General features: G+C 66.8%; 11 protein-coding genes. 10 read left to right on the top strand and 1 reads right to left on the bottom strand.

The genetic code is table 11. From position 1 onward, the window contains the following. Positions 1–73 precede the first annotated feature (73 nt). The 9 genes from IRZ77_RS09530 to bcsC are packed head-to-tail and all read left to right on the top strand — an operon-like array spanning position 74 to position 13,774. Positions 74–1,555 (top strand): BcsE family c-di-GMP-binding protein, encoded by a 1,482-nt coding sequence (locus tag IRZ77_RS09530; protein ID WP_196173398.1) that lies wholly within the window; start codon positions 74–76, stop codon positions 1,553–1,555. Then, the gene (bcsF, locus tag IRZ77_RS09525; RefSeq protein WP_196173396.1) at positions 1,552–1,737 is read left to right on the top strand and encodes a cellulose biosynthesis protein BcsF; all 186 of its coding nucleotides are present in this window, start codon (positions 1,552–1,554) and stop codon (positions 1,735–1,737) included. Before IRZ77_RS09530 ends, bcsF begins: the two co-directional genes overlap by 4 nt. After that, entirely contained in the window at positions 1,730–3,349 is a 1,620-nt protein-coding gene (bcsG, locus tag IRZ77_RS09520; protein WP_196173394.1) for a cellulose biosynthesis protein BcsG, read from the top strand. Before bcsF ends, bcsG begins: the two co-directional genes overlap by 8 nt. Then, positions 3,346–3,564, top strand: coding sequence for a cellulose biosynthesis protein BcsR (bcsR, locus tag IRZ77_RS09515; RefSeq protein ID WP_025339608.1), 219 nt, complete (start codon positions 3,346–3,348; stop codon positions 3,562–3,564). Before bcsG ends, bcsR begins: the two co-directional genes overlap by 4 nt. Continuing rightward, a complete protein-coding gene (gene bcsQ / locus IRZ77_RS09510; protein ID WP_196173392.1) occupies positions 3,561–4,268 on the top strand; it encodes a cellulose biosynthesis protein BcsQ in 708 nt (235 codons plus the stop codon). The genes bcsR and bcsQ overlap by 4 nt, the downstream gene beginning before the upstream one ends. After that, positions 4,265–6,874, top strand: a complete 2,610-nt coding sequence (gene bcsA / locus IRZ77_RS09505; protein WP_196173390.1) for a UDP-forming cellulose synthase catalytic subunit — start codon at positions 4,265–4,267, stop codon at positions 6,872–6,874. Before bcsQ ends, bcsA begins: the two co-directional genes overlap by 4 nt. After that, on the top strand, positions 6,874–9,153 hold the full coding sequence (gene bcsB, locus IRZ77_RS09500) for a cellulose biosynthesis cyclic di-GMP-binding regulatory protein BcsB (RefSeq protein WP_408003931.1): 2,280 nt from the start codon (positions 6,874–6,876) through the stop codon (positions 9,151–9,153). The genes bcsA and bcsB overlap by 1 nt, the downstream gene beginning before the upstream one ends. After that, complete coding sequence (gene bcsZ / locus IRZ77_RS09495; protein ID WP_196173388.1) at positions 9,153–10,268, top strand: cellulose synthase complex periplasmic endoglucanase BcsZ; 1,116 nt, start codon at positions 9,153–9,155, stop codon at positions 10,266–10,268. Before bcsB ends, bcsZ begins: the two co-directional genes overlap by 1 nt. Further along, entirely contained in the window at positions 10,256–13,774 is a 3,519-nt protein-coding gene (gene bcsC / locus IRZ77_RS09490) for a cellulose synthase complex outer membrane protein BcsC (protein ID WP_196173387.1), read from the top strand. Before bcsZ ends, bcsC begins: the two co-directional genes overlap by 13 nt. 58 nt (positions 13,775–13,832) lie before the next feature. On the opposite strand, the gene IRZ77_RS09485 is transcribed toward bcsC, so the two are convergent. Beyond that, entirely contained in the window at positions 13,833–14,750 is a 918-nt protein-coding gene (locus IRZ77_RS09485) for a LysR family transcriptional regulator (protein ID WP_046613933.1), read from the bottom strand. Positions 14,751–14,870: 120 nt separating this feature from the next. On the opposite strand from IRZ77_RS09485, the gene IRZ77_RS09480 reads away from it, so the two are divergent. Continuing rightward, positions 14,871–15,629, top strand: coding sequence for a 5-oxoprolinase subunit PxpA (locus IRZ77_RS09480; protein ID WP_196173386.1), 759 nt, complete (start codon positions 14,871–14,873; stop codon positions 15,627–15,629). The last annotated feature ends 47 nt before the right edge of the window (positions 15,630–15,676 follow it).

Here is a 15,676-nt window from a genome sequence, read left to right as displayed (position 1 = left end):
AGTCAAAGTTACCCTTCAACCCGCCTCAATTTACTTTTGCAGAGCCAGTGTTTTGACGAACGGAACGCCGTGGTTGGCTATCTCCGGCTTAGACGCCGAGAGCAACCAGCTTCATGTACAAGGACTGTATTGGTTGGCCTGTGATAACGCAGAAGACGCCACCTTGCTATGCCGCCAAGTGGTCGAGGGGCTGCCGGAGCACGCGCGCGCAGCCCTGATCGCCGATGCGCAAGCGATCGGTGATGTGCTGGGTGCGCTCGATGCCGCGCAGGGCCCCGGCGAACTGGCGCTGTACGAAGCCAACCCGCAAGCCGCCCGGCACCTGGTCGATGACCTGCCGCGTATCGACGCCGCCGGGCGTGTGCTGGTGCTGCTGGCGCCTGCCGAGGTCTGGGGTGCTGGCAACGTCGAAGGCTGGTGCAACGCGCTGCGCCCGGTCCTGTTGGCCGAGGCATCGCTGTTGCTGGTCATCAGCAGCGGCCAGAGTGCCGGGCTGGTAGAACGCCTGCGTGCGTTCAACCAGGGCGTCGATGGCCTGGCCCAGGTGTATCGCGGCAAAGGCGGGGTGCGCTACCTGCAGCATTTCTGGAGCAACCCGCTCGGCAAAACCGGTACGCGCGACGTGGAGCTGGCGCGGCTTGAAACAGGCTTCGCCGCCGCCGGGGCGCCGCAGGCCCCCAGCGACACCGGTGGCGACGAGCTGTTGTACCTGGCCCAGCGCCCGGTACTGGAAGGTGCGCCAGCCTTCTCCGAGCACTGGCAGGTCTGCGAGAGCCTCGAGGAACTGGGGGCCAAAGCTGGCAGGGCGGTTTCCGCCACGGTCATCTTCGCCATGGACGGCGGGCAGCGCCTGGATAGCCTGGCGCGCCAGTTGCACCACTTGCGCCAATTGCGTGGCAATGCCCTGAAGCTGGTGGTGCGCGAGATGGCACCGACCCTGCGCTACCAGGATGAACAACTGCTGCTGGCCTGCGGGGCCAGCCAGATCGTGCCGTTCGGTGCCAGCCTGTCGCGCTTCCTGACCATGGTCGAGAGCATCCAGGGTTACCTCTGGCGCCGGCGCCTGCCAAGCGATTTCGATGCCTTGCTCGCACGCCTGCGGCCGCTGGCCATTTGTGGTCTGGTGGCGCCGCGCGCGTTCGCCGAAGCCGTGCAGACCATGTGGCATGGGGTGCGCAACGGCGAAATCGCCCACCAGTTGCTGGTATTGCGCCCGGCCCCTGGCCTGACCCCGCTGCAAGCCTGCTCGCGCACGGTGTTCCGCCGTGACGGCGACATCGCCTGCGTGGTGGGCGATGTGCTGTTCCTGTTCCTTTTCGCCTGCCGCTCCGAAGGCGTCGAGCAAGCCCTTGACCACATCTTCCAGTTGTCGTGGAAAGAGTTGTTCATCAGCCAGGAGGTGCTTGCCGGTGTCGACAGCCTGGCCACCCCGGCCTTCCTCGACGAGCGCGTGCCACAGCCACCCCGGCTTGACGCGGCGGCACAGTTGACCGCCCAGGCCAGGCCGGCCCTGGCGCCGCGCCGGGTGGCCCTGGGCAAGCGGGGTACAGCATGAACTTCGCGCAACTGCTGCAAGTGGTCGGCATTACGGCGCTGGTCACCTTGGCGCTGGCCCTGCTGCTGTTACGCCTGCGCGCCACGCTGCGCGGCTGGTTGCGCCGCCGCCTTCCACCCCGTTACCTGAAACCGCTGGGCGTACGCCACCGCGCGGCACGCCAGGAACTCCGTAATGACTAATTTATCCGCCACCCTCCCGGTACCGGCCCGCTGGCCTGGACTGGGCGGGTGGAACCTCTATTTCCTGGCCAAGTTCCTGTTGGTCGCCCTTGGCATGCTCGACTTTCAGGCGCTGCCGAACCTGTTGTTCGCCGCGTTTCTGCTGGTGCCGCTGCCAGGCAGGTGGCTGCGAATCGCGCGGCAGCTGGTGGCCGTACCGGTTGGCATCGCATTGTTCTACCAGGACACCTGGCTGCCGCCCTTCAGCCGCCTGCTGGCGCAGCCGGGGGTGTTCGATTTCTCGTGGGACTACCTGCTCGAACTGCTCGGCCGCTTCATCAACTGGAACCTGCTGGGCGCGCTGGCACTGTTGCTGGTGGGTTACCTGTACCTGCGCCATTGGCTGCGGCTGAGTACCCTGAGCCTGCTGGGGCTGGCGTGGCTGGCGATCGGCGGCCTGCCAGCGCTGGGGTTCCATCCGGGCCAGGCGCCTGGCACCGCGGCTGCCAGCCCCACCGAGCAGGCGCAGGCCACCGCGGTTGCCGACAATGCCACGCTCGACAGCTGGCTCGAGCGGTTCTTTGCCAGTGAGCGTGAACGGGTGACAGCATTCCCGGCCGTGAAGGCCGATGAGCAGCCGTTCGATCTGCTGGTGATCAACATCTGCTCGCTGGCCTGGGATGACCTGTCTGCCGTGGGGTTGCGTGACAACCCGTTGTTTTCGCGCCTGGACGTGATCTTCGACCAGTTCAACTCGGCCACGTCCTACAGCGGGCCGGCGGCCATCCGCGTGCTGCGTGCCAGCTGCGGGCAGTCGTCCCACGCCGGCCTGTACCAGCCTGCCCCGGAGCAGTGCCTGTTGTTCCAGAACCTGGCCAGGCTCGGCTTCCAGAGCAACACCTTGCTCAACCACAGCGGCCGCTTCGACAATTTCATCGGCGACATCACCCAGCAGCACATGCCTCAACCCGGCCTGCGCAACACCGATTTCCCGCGGGCACTGGTCGGCTTCGACGGTTCGCCGATCGCCAGCGACCTGGAGGTGCTGCGCCGCTGGTGGGGCCAGCGCAAAGGCGCGCCGGCCGAGCATGTGTCGCTGTTCTACAACAGCATCAGCTTGCATGACGGCAACCGGATCGTCACCGCCGACGGCGGTACCCGCGTGGCTGATTACGCAACGCGCGCCACCCGGCTGTTCGGTGAGCTTGGCAGTTTCCTCGATGAACTGGAGCGCAGCGGCCGCCGCGTGGTCGTGGCCATTGTCCCGGAACATGGCGCCGCGCTGCATGGCGACCGCATGCAGCTGTCGGGCATGCGTGAAATCCCCACCCCATCGATTACCCATGTGCCGGTCGGCCTGAAGTTCATCGGCATGGGCCAGCCTGCCCGCAACGAGCCGCTGTACGTCTCGGCACCCACCAGCTACCTGGCGCTGTCCGAACTGATCTCGCGCGTGTATGCGGGCCTGGGCCAGCAGCAGGTGCTGGATGTGCCCAGCCTGCTGAGCGACCTGCCGACCACCGAACAGGTCGCGGAAACCGCAGGTGCGCAGGTAATTAACTACCAGGGGCGTGCCTACATGCGCCTGCAAGGCCAGCCCGACTGGCAACCTGTTCCGAAGGAGCGCCAATGATCACTGGCAAGGCAGACCCTGCCGACCGCAGCGACGATATCGCCCAGTTGCGCCAGCATCTGGACATGCCGGACCTGAACTACCAGGACATTTCGTTGCTGGTGGGTGTCCAGCAGGCTTTGCAGCGCTGGCCGCTGCTGGGTGAAAGCTGCCGGAGCAGCGCCCAGGGCACCTTGTACACGGCGGCGCCGCGGCGCCAGGTACTGTCGCCATGACCAGCCTGGCGTTGCACGGCGTTCGCGGTGGCCTGGGGCGCAGTGCCTTGCTGGCGGCACTGGGGCATGCGTTGCAGGGCGTAGGTGAGCGGGTGCTGCTGGTCGACCTGTGCCCAAGCAACCTGCTCGGCCTGCACTTCAACCTGCCCCTCGACACGCGCGAGGGCTGGGCGCTTGCCGAGCGGGAAGGGCGGCCATACAGCGATGCCATGTATGAGGTGCTCGATGGCCTGTGCCTGATGCCGTTCGGCAATCTGCCTGCCGGCACGCGGCCGCCTTTGCCCGACGCTGAAGCCTGGCGCGCGCGCCAGGCCGAGCTGGCCGAGCACTTCGACTGGTTGCTGTTCGACCTGCCGCAACTGCCGACCGATACCGCTGGCCAAAGTGTCGAGACTGACGTGCGTGTGTTGGTGGCCGAGGCCGAAATGGCCAGCCACCTGCTGCTCGGGCGCCGGCAGGTCGAGCACTACGACCTGTTGCTGGTCAACCGCTACGACCCCGCCAGCCGCTTGCAGAGCGACCTGCTGATGGTGTGGCGCGACCTGTTCCGTGATCGCCTGCCGATCCAGGTGGTGCACCGCGACGAGGCGTTTCTCGAAGCCCTGGCGCACAAGGCACCGCTTGGCCACTACGCGCCGCAGAGCCTGGCTTGCCGGGACGTGCAGAGCCTGGCGGTGCGCTGCCTGACGAGGCGCCAGTCGTGACCCTGACCCCTCTGTCGGCCTACGCCTGGTTCCGCACACGTGGCGCGCGGCAGCCGGTCGCGTGGCTGTTTACCCTTGGCGTGTGGCTGGCCTTCCTGTTTCTGCGCCTGGAGTCACCTGCCTGGCAAGCCCTGCTGGCCGAGCGGCAGCGGCTGTACCCGCAACTGGCGGGCAAGCGCCCCAGCCTGGGCGACCCGCTGCGCCTGCTGATTCAGAGCCTGTGGCTGCTGGTCCGGCGCCAACCGCTGCCTCGCCAACCAGGGTTTTCCCGCCGTGCCTGGGGGGCAGTGCAGGCGCAGCTGCGCGGTATGCGCCAGGTGCTGCGCCGCCACCATGGCCTGCTGATCGACCGCCTGCAGCAGCTGCCTGCGCGCTACCGCGCCAGCGCTTTCAGGCAGCGAGCCTCGGCACGCCTGCGCGGCTTGAGCGTGTTCGCCCGGTGGGTTTTCTACGGTGTGCTGACCCTGGGCGCCATCGGCCTGGCCGTGCTGTGCGTGACCGAACCGTTCGGCTACCTGGCGCAGCTGGTGTTCATCTGCCTGTTGCTGGGCATCGCCCTGCTGGTGCGGCACATGCCGGGTCGTTTCCCGACCTTGATGCTGATCGTGCTGTCGACCCTCATCTCCTGCCGCTACCTGTGGTGGCGCTATACGTCGACCTTGAACTGGAACGACACCACGGGCCTTGTGTGCGGGGTGATCCTGCTGGCGGCAGAAACCTATTCGTGGTTCGTGCTGATCCTGGGCTACATCCAGACCAGCTGGCCGTTGCAGCGCAAGCCGGCGAACCTGCCGGCTAATCCGGCGCACTGGCCGACCGTCGACCTGATGATCCCCACCTACAACGAAGACTTGTCGGTGGTACGCACCACGGTGCTCGCTGCCCTGGGCCTGGACTGGCCGCGCGAGTGCCTGCGCATCTATATCCTCGACGACGGCCGGCGCGAGGCGTTTCGTGCGTTCGCCGACGAAGTGGGGGTGGGCTACATCGTGCGGCCGGACAACAACCACGCCAAGGCCGGCAACCTCAACCATGCGCTGGGCGTGACCGACAGCGAGCTGATCGCCATTTTCGACTGCGACCACGTGCCGGTGCGTTCCTTCCTGCAAATGACAGTGGGCTGGTTCCTCAAGGACCCGAAGCTGGCGCTGGTGCAGACGCCGCACCATTTCTTCTCGCCCGACCCGTTCGAGCGCAACCTGGGCTCGTTTCGCCGGCGCCCCAATGAAGGCGAGCTGTTCTACGGCCTGATCCAGGATGGCAATGACATGTGGAACGCGGCGTTCTTCTGCGGCTCGTGTGCCGTGCTGCGCCGTACCGCGCTGGAGAGCATCGGCGGCTTCGCCGTCGAAACCGTGACCGAAGATGCCCATACCGCCTTGCGCATGCACCGCCAGGGTTGGTCATCGGCCTATCTCAGCATTCCGCAGGCGGCCGGCCTGGCCACCGAGAGCCTGTCGGCGCACATCGGCCAGCGCATTCGCTGGGCCCGTGGCATGGTGCAGATCTTCCGCACCGACAACCCGCTGTTCGGCCGTGGGCTGAGCCTGTTCCAGCGGGTGTGCTATGCCAACGCGATGCTGCACTTCCTGGCCGGCCTGCCAAGGCTGGTGTTCCTGACCGCGCCGCTGGCGTTCCTGTTGCTGCATGCCTACATCATCTACGCACCGGCGCTGATGATCCTGCTGTACGTGCTGCCGCACATGATCCACGCCAGCCTGACCAACTCGCGCATGCAGGGCAAGTACCGGCAGACCTTCTGGGGCGAGGTCTACGAGACCGTGCTGGCCTGGTACATCGCCCGCCCGACCACGGTCGCGCTGTTCGCGCCGAAGAAGGGCAAGTTCAACGTCACCGCCAAGGGCGGCCTGATGGAGCAGGAGCAGTTCGACTGGCGCATCGCCCAACCCTACCTGTGGCTGGCGGCGCTCAACGTGGCGGGCCTGGGTTTCGCCGTGTGGCGCCTGTTCACCGGCCCGGCGGCGGAGATCGGCACGGTGATCGTCAGCTCGCTATGGGTGATCTACAACCTGCTAATCATCGGCGCCGCCGTCGCCGTGGCTGCCGAAGTGCGCCAGGTGCGCCGCGCCCACCGGGTGCAGATGCGCTTGCCGGCCGGGCTGGTGCTGGCCAGCGGTCACGCCTACCCCTGTACCTTGGTTGACTACTCCGACGGTGGTGTCGGCCTGCAGCTGCACCGGGGCCTTGAGTTGCAAGCGGGGGAGCGGGTACGCCTGCTGCTCAACCGCGGCCAGCGCGAGTTCGCCTTCCAGGCCTGTGTCACCCGTACCGTCGGGCAACACGTTGGCCTGGTGTTTCACGACCTCGGCCAGCAACAGCGTATCGACCTGGTCCACTGCACCTTCGCCCGCGCCGATGCCTGGCTGGGCTGGAGCGAGCAGCACGAGGTCGATCGCCCGCTGCGCAGCCTGGTCGACGTGCTGAAGCTGGGCGGTGTCGGTTACCTGCGGCTGGTCGAGCACTTGCCGCCATGGGTGCGTGCGTGGCTGCGCCCACTTCACGTGCTGGCGAACTGGCTGGCCAGCTACAGGCCCCGCACACCGCTGCCTGTCCCTTCCTTGAACCCTGTTGATCGAGACGCATGATGACTGGTTATCCCGCGCGTACCTGGGGCCTGGCGATGGCACTGTTTGCTGCCTTGTCGCAGAACGCCGCTGCCGCCTCCGTAGCCCCGCTTGCCGAGCCAGCTGTACCCACGGTACCGAACTGGCCGGTTGCGAAAACCTTCGAGCAGCTCGGGCATGCGTCCGACAGCCTGCTGCTGGGGGTACGCAACAGCGAGCATGTCGAATTCGGCCTGCGGCGCGACCGCCTGGCCACCGACGCCAGCCTGCAGCTGGACTACACGCCATCGCCCGCGCTGTTGCCGAACCTGTCGCACCTGCGCGTGTACCTCAACGACGAACTGATGGGCGTGGTGCCGGTGGAAAAGGACCAGCTTGGCCAGCGCGTGCGCCGGCAACTGCCACTGGACCCGAAGCTGCTCAGCGATTTCAACCGGGTACGCCTGGAGTTCGTCGGGCATTACACCGACATCTGCGAAGACCCTGCGCACAGCGGCCTCTGGCTGAACCTGAACCGCAAGAGCCAGGTACAACTGCACGAACAGGCCCTGGCCCTGGACAACGACCTGGCGTACTTCCCGCTGCCGTTCTTCGATGTGCGCGACACTGGCAAGGTAACCCTGCCGGTGGTGTTCAGCGGCGTGCCGAGCCTGGGCGAGCAGCGTGCGGCGGCGATCCTGGCGTCCTACTTCGGCAGCCAGGCCGGGTGGCGCAAGGCGACCTTCCCGGTGCTGTACGACAGCCTGCCGGCCCGTGGCGACAGACCCACGCCGAGCATCGTGTTTGCCAGCAACGACCGTCGCCCGGCCTTCCTCGCCGACTTGCAGCAGTTCCCACCGGTAGACGGCCCGGTACTGCAGATGATCGACCACCCGGACGATCGCTTCAGCAAGGTGCTGCTGGTGCTGGGCCGCAACGACGATGACCTGGTCAAGGCCGCTTCGGCGCTGGCGGTTGGCAACAACCTGTTCCGCGGTGCCCGGGTGAAGGTCGAGCAGATGACGGCACTGCAGCCGCGCCAGCCCTATGATGCACCGAACTGGACACGCACCGACCGCCCGGTACGCTTCGCCGAGCTGCTCGATTACCCCGAGCAGTTGCAGGTCAGCGGCCTGCAACCGCGGCCGGTGACGCTGGAGCTGAACCTGCCGCCGGACCTGTTCGTGTGGCGCAACCAGGGCATTCCGCTGCGTACGCTGTACCGCTACACGGCCCCGGCAGTGAGCGACGAATCGCGCCTGAGCATCAGTGTCAATGACCAGTACATCACCAGCATGCCGCTGGTGGGCAATGACCGGCGCGGCGGTACGCTCGAGGAAATGCGCCTGGCGGTGCTACCGGGTGACAACAGCGCATTGACCGAAAAGTCGCTGGTACCGGCGTTGAAGATCGGCGACCGCAACCGCCTGCGCTTCGATTTCAGCTTTGCCAGCACCCTGGGCAGCGCCCAGCGCGACCGCTGCCAGACCTCGTTGCCAGTGGATGTGCGCGCGGCGATCGACGACAACTCGACCATCGACCTGTCCGGTTACCACCACTACATCGCCATGCCCGACCTGCGCGCATTCGCCCGCAGCGGTTTCCCGTTCAGCCGCATGGCCGACCTTTCCGAAACGCTGGTCGTCATGCCGGCCAAGCCCACGGCGATGCAGGTGGGCACCTTGCTCGATGCGGTCGGCGGGCTGGCCGGGCAGATCGGCTACCCGGCGCTTGGCCTGCGGCTGGTCGATGACTGGGCGCAGGCCGCAGCGGCCGATGCCGACTTGCTGCTGCTCGGCAGCCTGCCCGAGGCCCTGGGGGATGCGCCAAATCTTGGTCTGCTGCTCAGCGCCCAGCGGGACTGGCTGCTCCAGGGCCGCAGTACCGGGCTGCCGGGCAGCCAGCGCTTCGATACCGCAGCGGTCGCAGCGAGCAGCCGTGTGGCCGTCAGCGCGCAGGCGCCGATTGCCGCCATCACCGGGCTGAAGTCACCATTCCACGAGCAGCGCAGTGTGGTCGCCCTGCTGGCCAACAGCGATAGCGACCAAGCGTTGCTGCGCGACGTGCTCGGCGATGTGGGCAAGCTCGATGCGGTGGCCGGTTCGGTGACGCTGGTGCGCAGCAGTGGCGTCACCAGCCAGTTCGTCGGCGAGCACTACTTCGTCGGCGCGCTGCCGTGGTGGCTGCTGCTGTGGTTCCACCTGTCCGAGCACCCGGTGCTGCTGGCGGCGATCGCGGCCATTTGCGTGGTGCTGTTCGCCTTCCTGTTGTGGCGGGCACTGCGCTGGGCAGGCAAGCGCCGCCTGGGTGAGGCGGAGTGATGATGCGTCAGTTGCTGATAGGGCTGGTCGCCTTGGGCCTGCCCGTTGTCACGAGTGCCGCACCGGCTTGCCCATGGCCGGCCTGGGACCGCTTCAAGGCCGAGCTGGTGAGTGTCGACGGTCGGGTCATCGACCCGAGCGACGAGCGCCTGATCACCACCTCGGAAGGGCAGAGCTATGCGCTGTTCTTCGCCCTGGTGGGCAATGACCGGCAAGCCTTCGCGCAGTTGTTGCGCTGGACCGGCAACAACCTGGCGGAGGGCGACCTGGCCCGGCATCTGCCCGCCTGGCTGTGGGGCCGCAACGGCCAGCAGCAGTGGCAGGTGCTGGATGCCAACAACGCCAGCGATGCCGACCTGTGGATTGCCTACAGCCTGCTTGAAGCCGGGCGCCTGTGGGACGAGCCGGCCTATACGCAACTGGGCCAGCGCCTGCTGTGGCGTATCGCCGCGCAGACCGTGCGCAAGCTGCCGGGCCTGGGGGTGATGCTGCTGCCGGGGGACTACGGCTTCGAGGATGCCCGCGGTGCCCGCTTGAATCCCAGCTATTTGCCGCTGCAGTTGTTCGATCGCTTCAGCCTGGTCGACCCGTTGTGGGGCGAGCTGGCGGCCAACACGCGGCGTCTGTGGCTGGCTTCGTCGCCAAAGGGCTTTGCCCCGGACTGGCTGCTGTGGACGCCCGCCGGTGAACTGGCAGCGGACCCGCAACATGGCAGTGAAGGTGACTACGACGCCATCCGCGTCTACCTGTGGGTCGGCATGCTGGCCAAGGACGCGGCGCAGCGCGCCGAACTGGTGGCCCATTATGCCCCGATGGCGGCATTGACCACGCGCCAGGGGCTGCCGCCAGAGCATGTGGATGCGCACAGCGGTGTTGCCAGTGGCCATGGCCCGGCAGGTTTCTCCGCGGCGCTGCTGCCGTTGCTGGCAGCATCGCCGGAGCACGTCGCGGGCCTGGCGGCCCAGCGTCAGCGCCTGCGCGATCAGCCAGTCGAAGCCAAGGCCTATTACAGCCAGGTGCTGGCGCTGTTTGGCCAAGGCTGGGACCAAGGCCGTTACCGTTTCGACTCGCATGGCCGACTGTTGCCGGCCTGGAGCGCGCCATGCAGCGAATGATCGGTGTGCTGATGCTGGCGGCAGTGACCTGCCAGGCCACCGCGCAACCCAAGGATGCCGATGAACAGCGCCAATGGCTGCTGGACCAGGTGCGTCGTGGCGAGGCGCTGCATCGTGATGACCTGGTGCGCGATGCACTGGGGCGGCTGCAATTGCTCGAGCCGCGCAACCCGGATGTGTTGCTGGCGGCCCTGAGCCTGGCATTGCGCGAAAAGAACAGTACCGATGCCGAGCAGTTGAGCGCCCGGATCAGCGCTATCGCGCCTGGCAGTCTGCAGGCTCGCCAGGCCAGGCGCCTGCTCGAGCTGCAGCAGCCTGAGCGCGTGCGACAATTGCAGCAGGCTCGCCTGCTGGCGGTCACCGGGCGCAATGAAGAGGCGCTGGCGGCCTATGAACAGTTGTTCGCTGGTGAACCGCCAAGCCTGGAATTGGCCCTGGACTACTGGCGCGTGCGCGGCAACCTCCCGGGCCAGCGCCCCGAGGCGATCAGGCAGTTGCAGCAGCTGGACCGGCAGTACCCCGGCAGTGCCGGCTTGCGCCAGACCCTCGCCGGCTGGCTGTTCGCCGAAAATCGCGACCGTGAAGCCTTGGCCTTGCTCGACCAGCTGTCGCGCGACCCCGGCGCACGGGATGCCGCTGCCCAGCGTGAGTTCGACTACCTGTCCGGGCAAGCGGTGAGCGCCGCCAGCGCGGCGGCCTGGCAAGCGTTTCTCCAGCGTTACCCGGCCTCACCGTTGCAGGCGCAGGCCAGCGAGACTCTGCAACAGCAGCGCAAACTGCTGGCCGACCCGTCCTGGCAGGCTGGCCGACGGGGCTTGGCATTGCTCGACAAGGGCCGCAACGCTGAAGCCGAAGCACAACTGCGTCGGGCGCTGCGCCAGTATCCGGATGATGCCAGCCTGCAGGGGGCACTGGGCTATGCGTTGATGCGCCAGAGCCGCTACGAAGACGCCAATGCGGCGTTCCGGGCGGCAAGTGCCAAGGAACAGGACACTTACTGGATCAGCCAGTGGAAGGACCTGGAGTCGTCCAGCCAGTATTGGGCCCTGCTCGGCAAAGGGGAGCGGGCACTGCAGGCGAAAGACCTGCGCGCGGCCCGCGCCTTCTACCAGCAGGCTCGCCAGCAGCGCCCGAAAGAGGAATACGCCCTGCTGGGCCTGGCGGATGTCTCGCTGGCCGAGGGCGATACCGCTGCCGCCGAGCGGCAATTCCTGCAGGTTCGGCGCATGGCACCGGATAACGACAGTGCCGTGCGCGGCCTGGTGCGTGTGTACCAGGCGCAATCGCCCGACAAGGCGCGGGCGTACCTCGACAGCCTGCCGCTTCGGCAGCAGGCACAGTTCGCCAGCCTGCGCCGCAGCCTGGAACTCGCACGCCTGCGCCAACAAGGTGACCAGGCCATGCAGCGTGAGGACTGGGCGGCGGCCAGCCAGGTGCTGGGCCAGGCCACGGCCTTGGCACCCGATGAGCCATGGCTGGTCTATCAGCTGGCCAACAGCTTGCGTCACCTGGGGCGCACCGCCGAAGCCGATGCGGCATTCGCCAGGATCGTACAGCGCCAGCCGGGCGATCCATCTACCCGTTATGCCCATGGCCTGTTCCTGGAGTCCAGTGACCGCGATGCGCTGGCTTTGGACAGCCTGGGCGCGGTGCCGCAGGGGGCCTGGAACGCTGACATGCATGCGCTGGAGCAGCGTATCCGCCGCCGCATGACCCTGGCTTCGGCGCAGCAGCTGCAGGCACAAGGCCGTACGGCTGAAGCGACCCGCCTGCTCGAAGCCGGCCTGGCGCGTGGCGAAGGCAGCACCGATGACCTGATGCTGCTGGCTGACTGGGCGGCGGCCAATGGTGAGCCTGGCAAGGCGCGCGGTTATTACCAGCGCGTGCTCGCCGTGCAGCCTGGGCAACCCCAGGCGCGCCTGGGCGTGATCGAAAGCGCGGTGGCCGAAGGCAACCTGGCACAGGCCCGGCACATGCTGGCTGTGCAGGTACCGCAACTGGCTGCCGATGACAGCAACGCCCAACGGCGCCTGGCGGCTGTCTGGGTGGCCTTGGGCGAACACGACCAGGCGGCAAGAATGCTCGACCAGATAGCAGCGCAGCAGGCTCGCCCCGATCCCTTGTTGCGGCGCGACGCTGCCCGCCTGGTGGCGCCGGATGACCCGCAACGGGCGCTGGACCTTTACGCTGCAGCGATGGCCGATGCGCAGTTGCTCCAGCGTACTGCCGTGTCGCCACGAGACGACCGTGCACTGACGCTGGCCAGCCGGGAGCAGGATGACGACGACTGGCTGGCACGCAGCCTGCGCAGCGACGTCGATGCGCTGTATCGCCAGCGCAATACCCATGTGACGCTGATGCACGACTACGGTTGGCGCGAGGACGACGGTACGCCGGGCACGTCCGAATTGAGTACCCAGTCGACGTTGCTGCACGTCGATACCCCTTGGCAGGACGGCACCGCCTTTGCGCGGGTGGAGCGCATCGGCATGGATGCGGGCTCGTTCGAGCAGAACGACCAAAGGGGTTATACCCCGGATTTCGGTAGCTGCCAGTTTGTTGGCCGCACCGCCGACGGGAAGTCGCTCCCCGCCTGCGATGGTGGTTCGCAGACGGCGGACGGCAGCGTGCTGGCGCTGGGTTGGCAGGGCAGCCGCTGGGCCTTTGATCTGGGAACCACTCAGGGTTACGCCATCAACAACTGGTTGGGTGGCGCGACGGTCAATGGCGACCTCGGTCAGGTCGGCTGGTCGCTGACCGCTTCGCGGCGGCCGATGAGCAACTCGCTGTTGTCCTTTGCCGGGGCACGTGACCCGCGTACGGGCGTGCGCTGGGGCGGGGTCACGGCCAATGGCGCCACGCTCGGCCTGAGCTGGGACCAGGGCGGTGACAATGGCGTCTGGGCCAGCCTCGGGCACCACTGGCTGTATGGCGAGAACGTCGCCGACAACCAGCGCACCCGAGCCATGGCCGGCTGGTACCACCGCGTGGTGGAAAAAGCCGATGAGCGTGTGCGCGTGGGCCTTACGCTGATGCACTGGCGTCACGACAAGGACCTGGGCGGCTACAGCCTGGGGCAGGGCGGCTATTACAGCCCGCAGCGCTACACATCGGTTGGCGTGCCGGTCAGCTATGCCTGGCGCAACTACGACTGGTCGGTGTTGCTGGAAGGCTCTGTCAGCTGGTCCCAGGCCCACAGCGGCCGTAGCCGCCTGTACCCGGATGCGCACGTCAACCGCAAGGTGCTGGCCCAGTATGACGTTGGCTCCAATATCGATGCCATGAACGACGCCAGCGACAGCAGCGGCCTGGGCTACCGCCTGCGTGGGCTGTTCGAACGGCGCCTGAGCGACCATTGGGTGTTGGGCGCCGGCTTCGACTGGCAGCACAGTGATGACTATGCGCCCAGCCATGGCATGCTCTACCTGCGCTACCTGTTCGAGCCGTGGCGGGGCAACCTGGCGCTGCCGGTGACACCGCTGGAGCCCTATAGCGAGTGGCGTTGATTTCGAATGCAGGCGCTGTGTGTGGATTTGCCCGTGAAGGCCCAGGCCTGCAGGGCGGTCAGCGCCGTGCCGACAATTGCTGCGGCGCCAGGAATGCACCATGGAAGTAATTGCGCACAGCCTGCATCGCCGGGCTGAACGCTCGTTCCCGGTGCCAGGCCAACCCGACGCTCATCGGTGTCACCGGGTCGCTGATGGTCACTGTCTCGATACGCTTGCCCTCCAGCGACCAGGGCCGGTGCACCAGGTCCGACAGGATCGCCACACCGCTGCCATTGGCGACCATGCTGCGCACGGCCTCCACCGAACTGGTCCGCACCCGTACTTGCGGCCGCTGACCGGCCTGTTCCCAATAGCGCATGGCGCTTTGCTCGGCCTCATCCACGGTCAGCAGGATGAACGGCTCGCAGGCCACGTCGGCCAGGCTTACCGCCGAGCGCTCGCAGAGCGGATGATGGCCAGGCAGCCACAGTCGGCGTTCGGAGTTGAACAGGGTTTCCGAGACGATGTCCGGGTGGGTGAGGTTGGCGGTGAGCACCACTGCCATGTCGAAACGCCCCTCCAGCAACCCTTGCTCGATGGCGCTGCGCTCCTGCTCGTACAGCTCCAGGGTCACGTCCGGGTGCCAGTGTTCCAGCCGTTGCAGGTGATGCGGCAGGAAGTAGCCGATCACCGTATAACTGGCCGCCAGGCGCAGCAGGCCACTGGCGCGAACATCCGGCAGCGGGCTGTTCAGCGCATCGTCCACGCTACGCAGAATCACGTAGGCGCGGTTCAGGAAGTGGCGGCCGGCCTCGGTCAGGCTCATGCCCTGGGCCGAGCGCTGGAACAGCAGCACACCGAGCATCGCCTCCAGCTCCTTGATCGCCGTGGTGACCGCAGACTGCGAAATGTTCAGGTGGATTGCCGCCTGGGAAATCTGGCCGATCTCGGCGGTGGCGACGAAGTAGCGGACCTGGCGCAGGGTCAGTGACACGGTAGGCTCCTGGTGTATCTGATTTTCCGAAGACACCCTATCTGTTTATAGATCTTCCCAAGGGGGTGCGGAGAATCTAACGTGGCTTGCATGCGGTCACAAGCGCCAGGAGAGACAATCATGCAGGTGGTGGATTTCAACTCGGACATGGGTGAGGGCTTTGGCCCGTGGACCATTGGCGATGGCGTCGACAACGAGCTGATGGGCTACATCAGCACGGCCAACATCGCCACCGGCTTCCATGCCGGTGACCCCGGCACCATGCGCCGTACCGTCGAGCGGGCCAAGGCCCTGGGCGTCGCAGTGGGTGCACACCCTGGGTTCCGCGACCTGGTCGGCTTCGGTCGCCGGCACATCAATGCCCCGGCCCAGGAACTGGTCGACGACATGCTCTACCAGCTCGGTGCCCTGCGGGAAATTGCCCGCGCCCAAGGTGTGCACCTGCAACACATCAAGCCGCACGGTGCTCTGTACATGCATCTGGCACGTGACGAGGAAGCTGCACGGCTGCTGGTGGAAAACCTGCGGGTGATCGAGCCGGAGCTGCTGCTGTACTGCATGCCCGGTTCGGTGATCTGCCGGATTGCCCAGGAACTTGACCAGCCGGTAATTCGAGAGTTCTACGCCGACCGCGAGTACGACCTGAGCGGGTCGATCGTGTTCACCCGCAACGTGCGGGGCCATGAGCCCGGGGCGGTCGCCGATCGGGTGTTGCGGGCTTGTCAGCAAGGCGTGGTGCGCACGGTCGAGGGGCAGGACCTGGCCATCGAATTCGATTCCATCTGCCTGCACAGCGATACCCCGGGGGCGCTCGACCTGGTCGAGGCCACGCGCCAGGCGCTGGACGCTGCCGGTATCGTGGTGCGTGCGCCACGCTGAATCCGTGGGGCATCCGGCAGGTATACGCCGGAGCCCGTGCAATTTGC

The organism is Pseudomonas pudica (assembly GCF_015680405.1).
Lineage (GTDB): Bacteria > Pseudomonadota > Gammaproteobacteria > Pseudomonadales > Pseudomonadaceae > Aquipseudomonas > Aquipseudomonas pudica.
The sequence above is the reverse complement of the archived record's forward strand: the minus strand, read 5'-3'. Positions and strand labels throughout refer to the sequence as shown.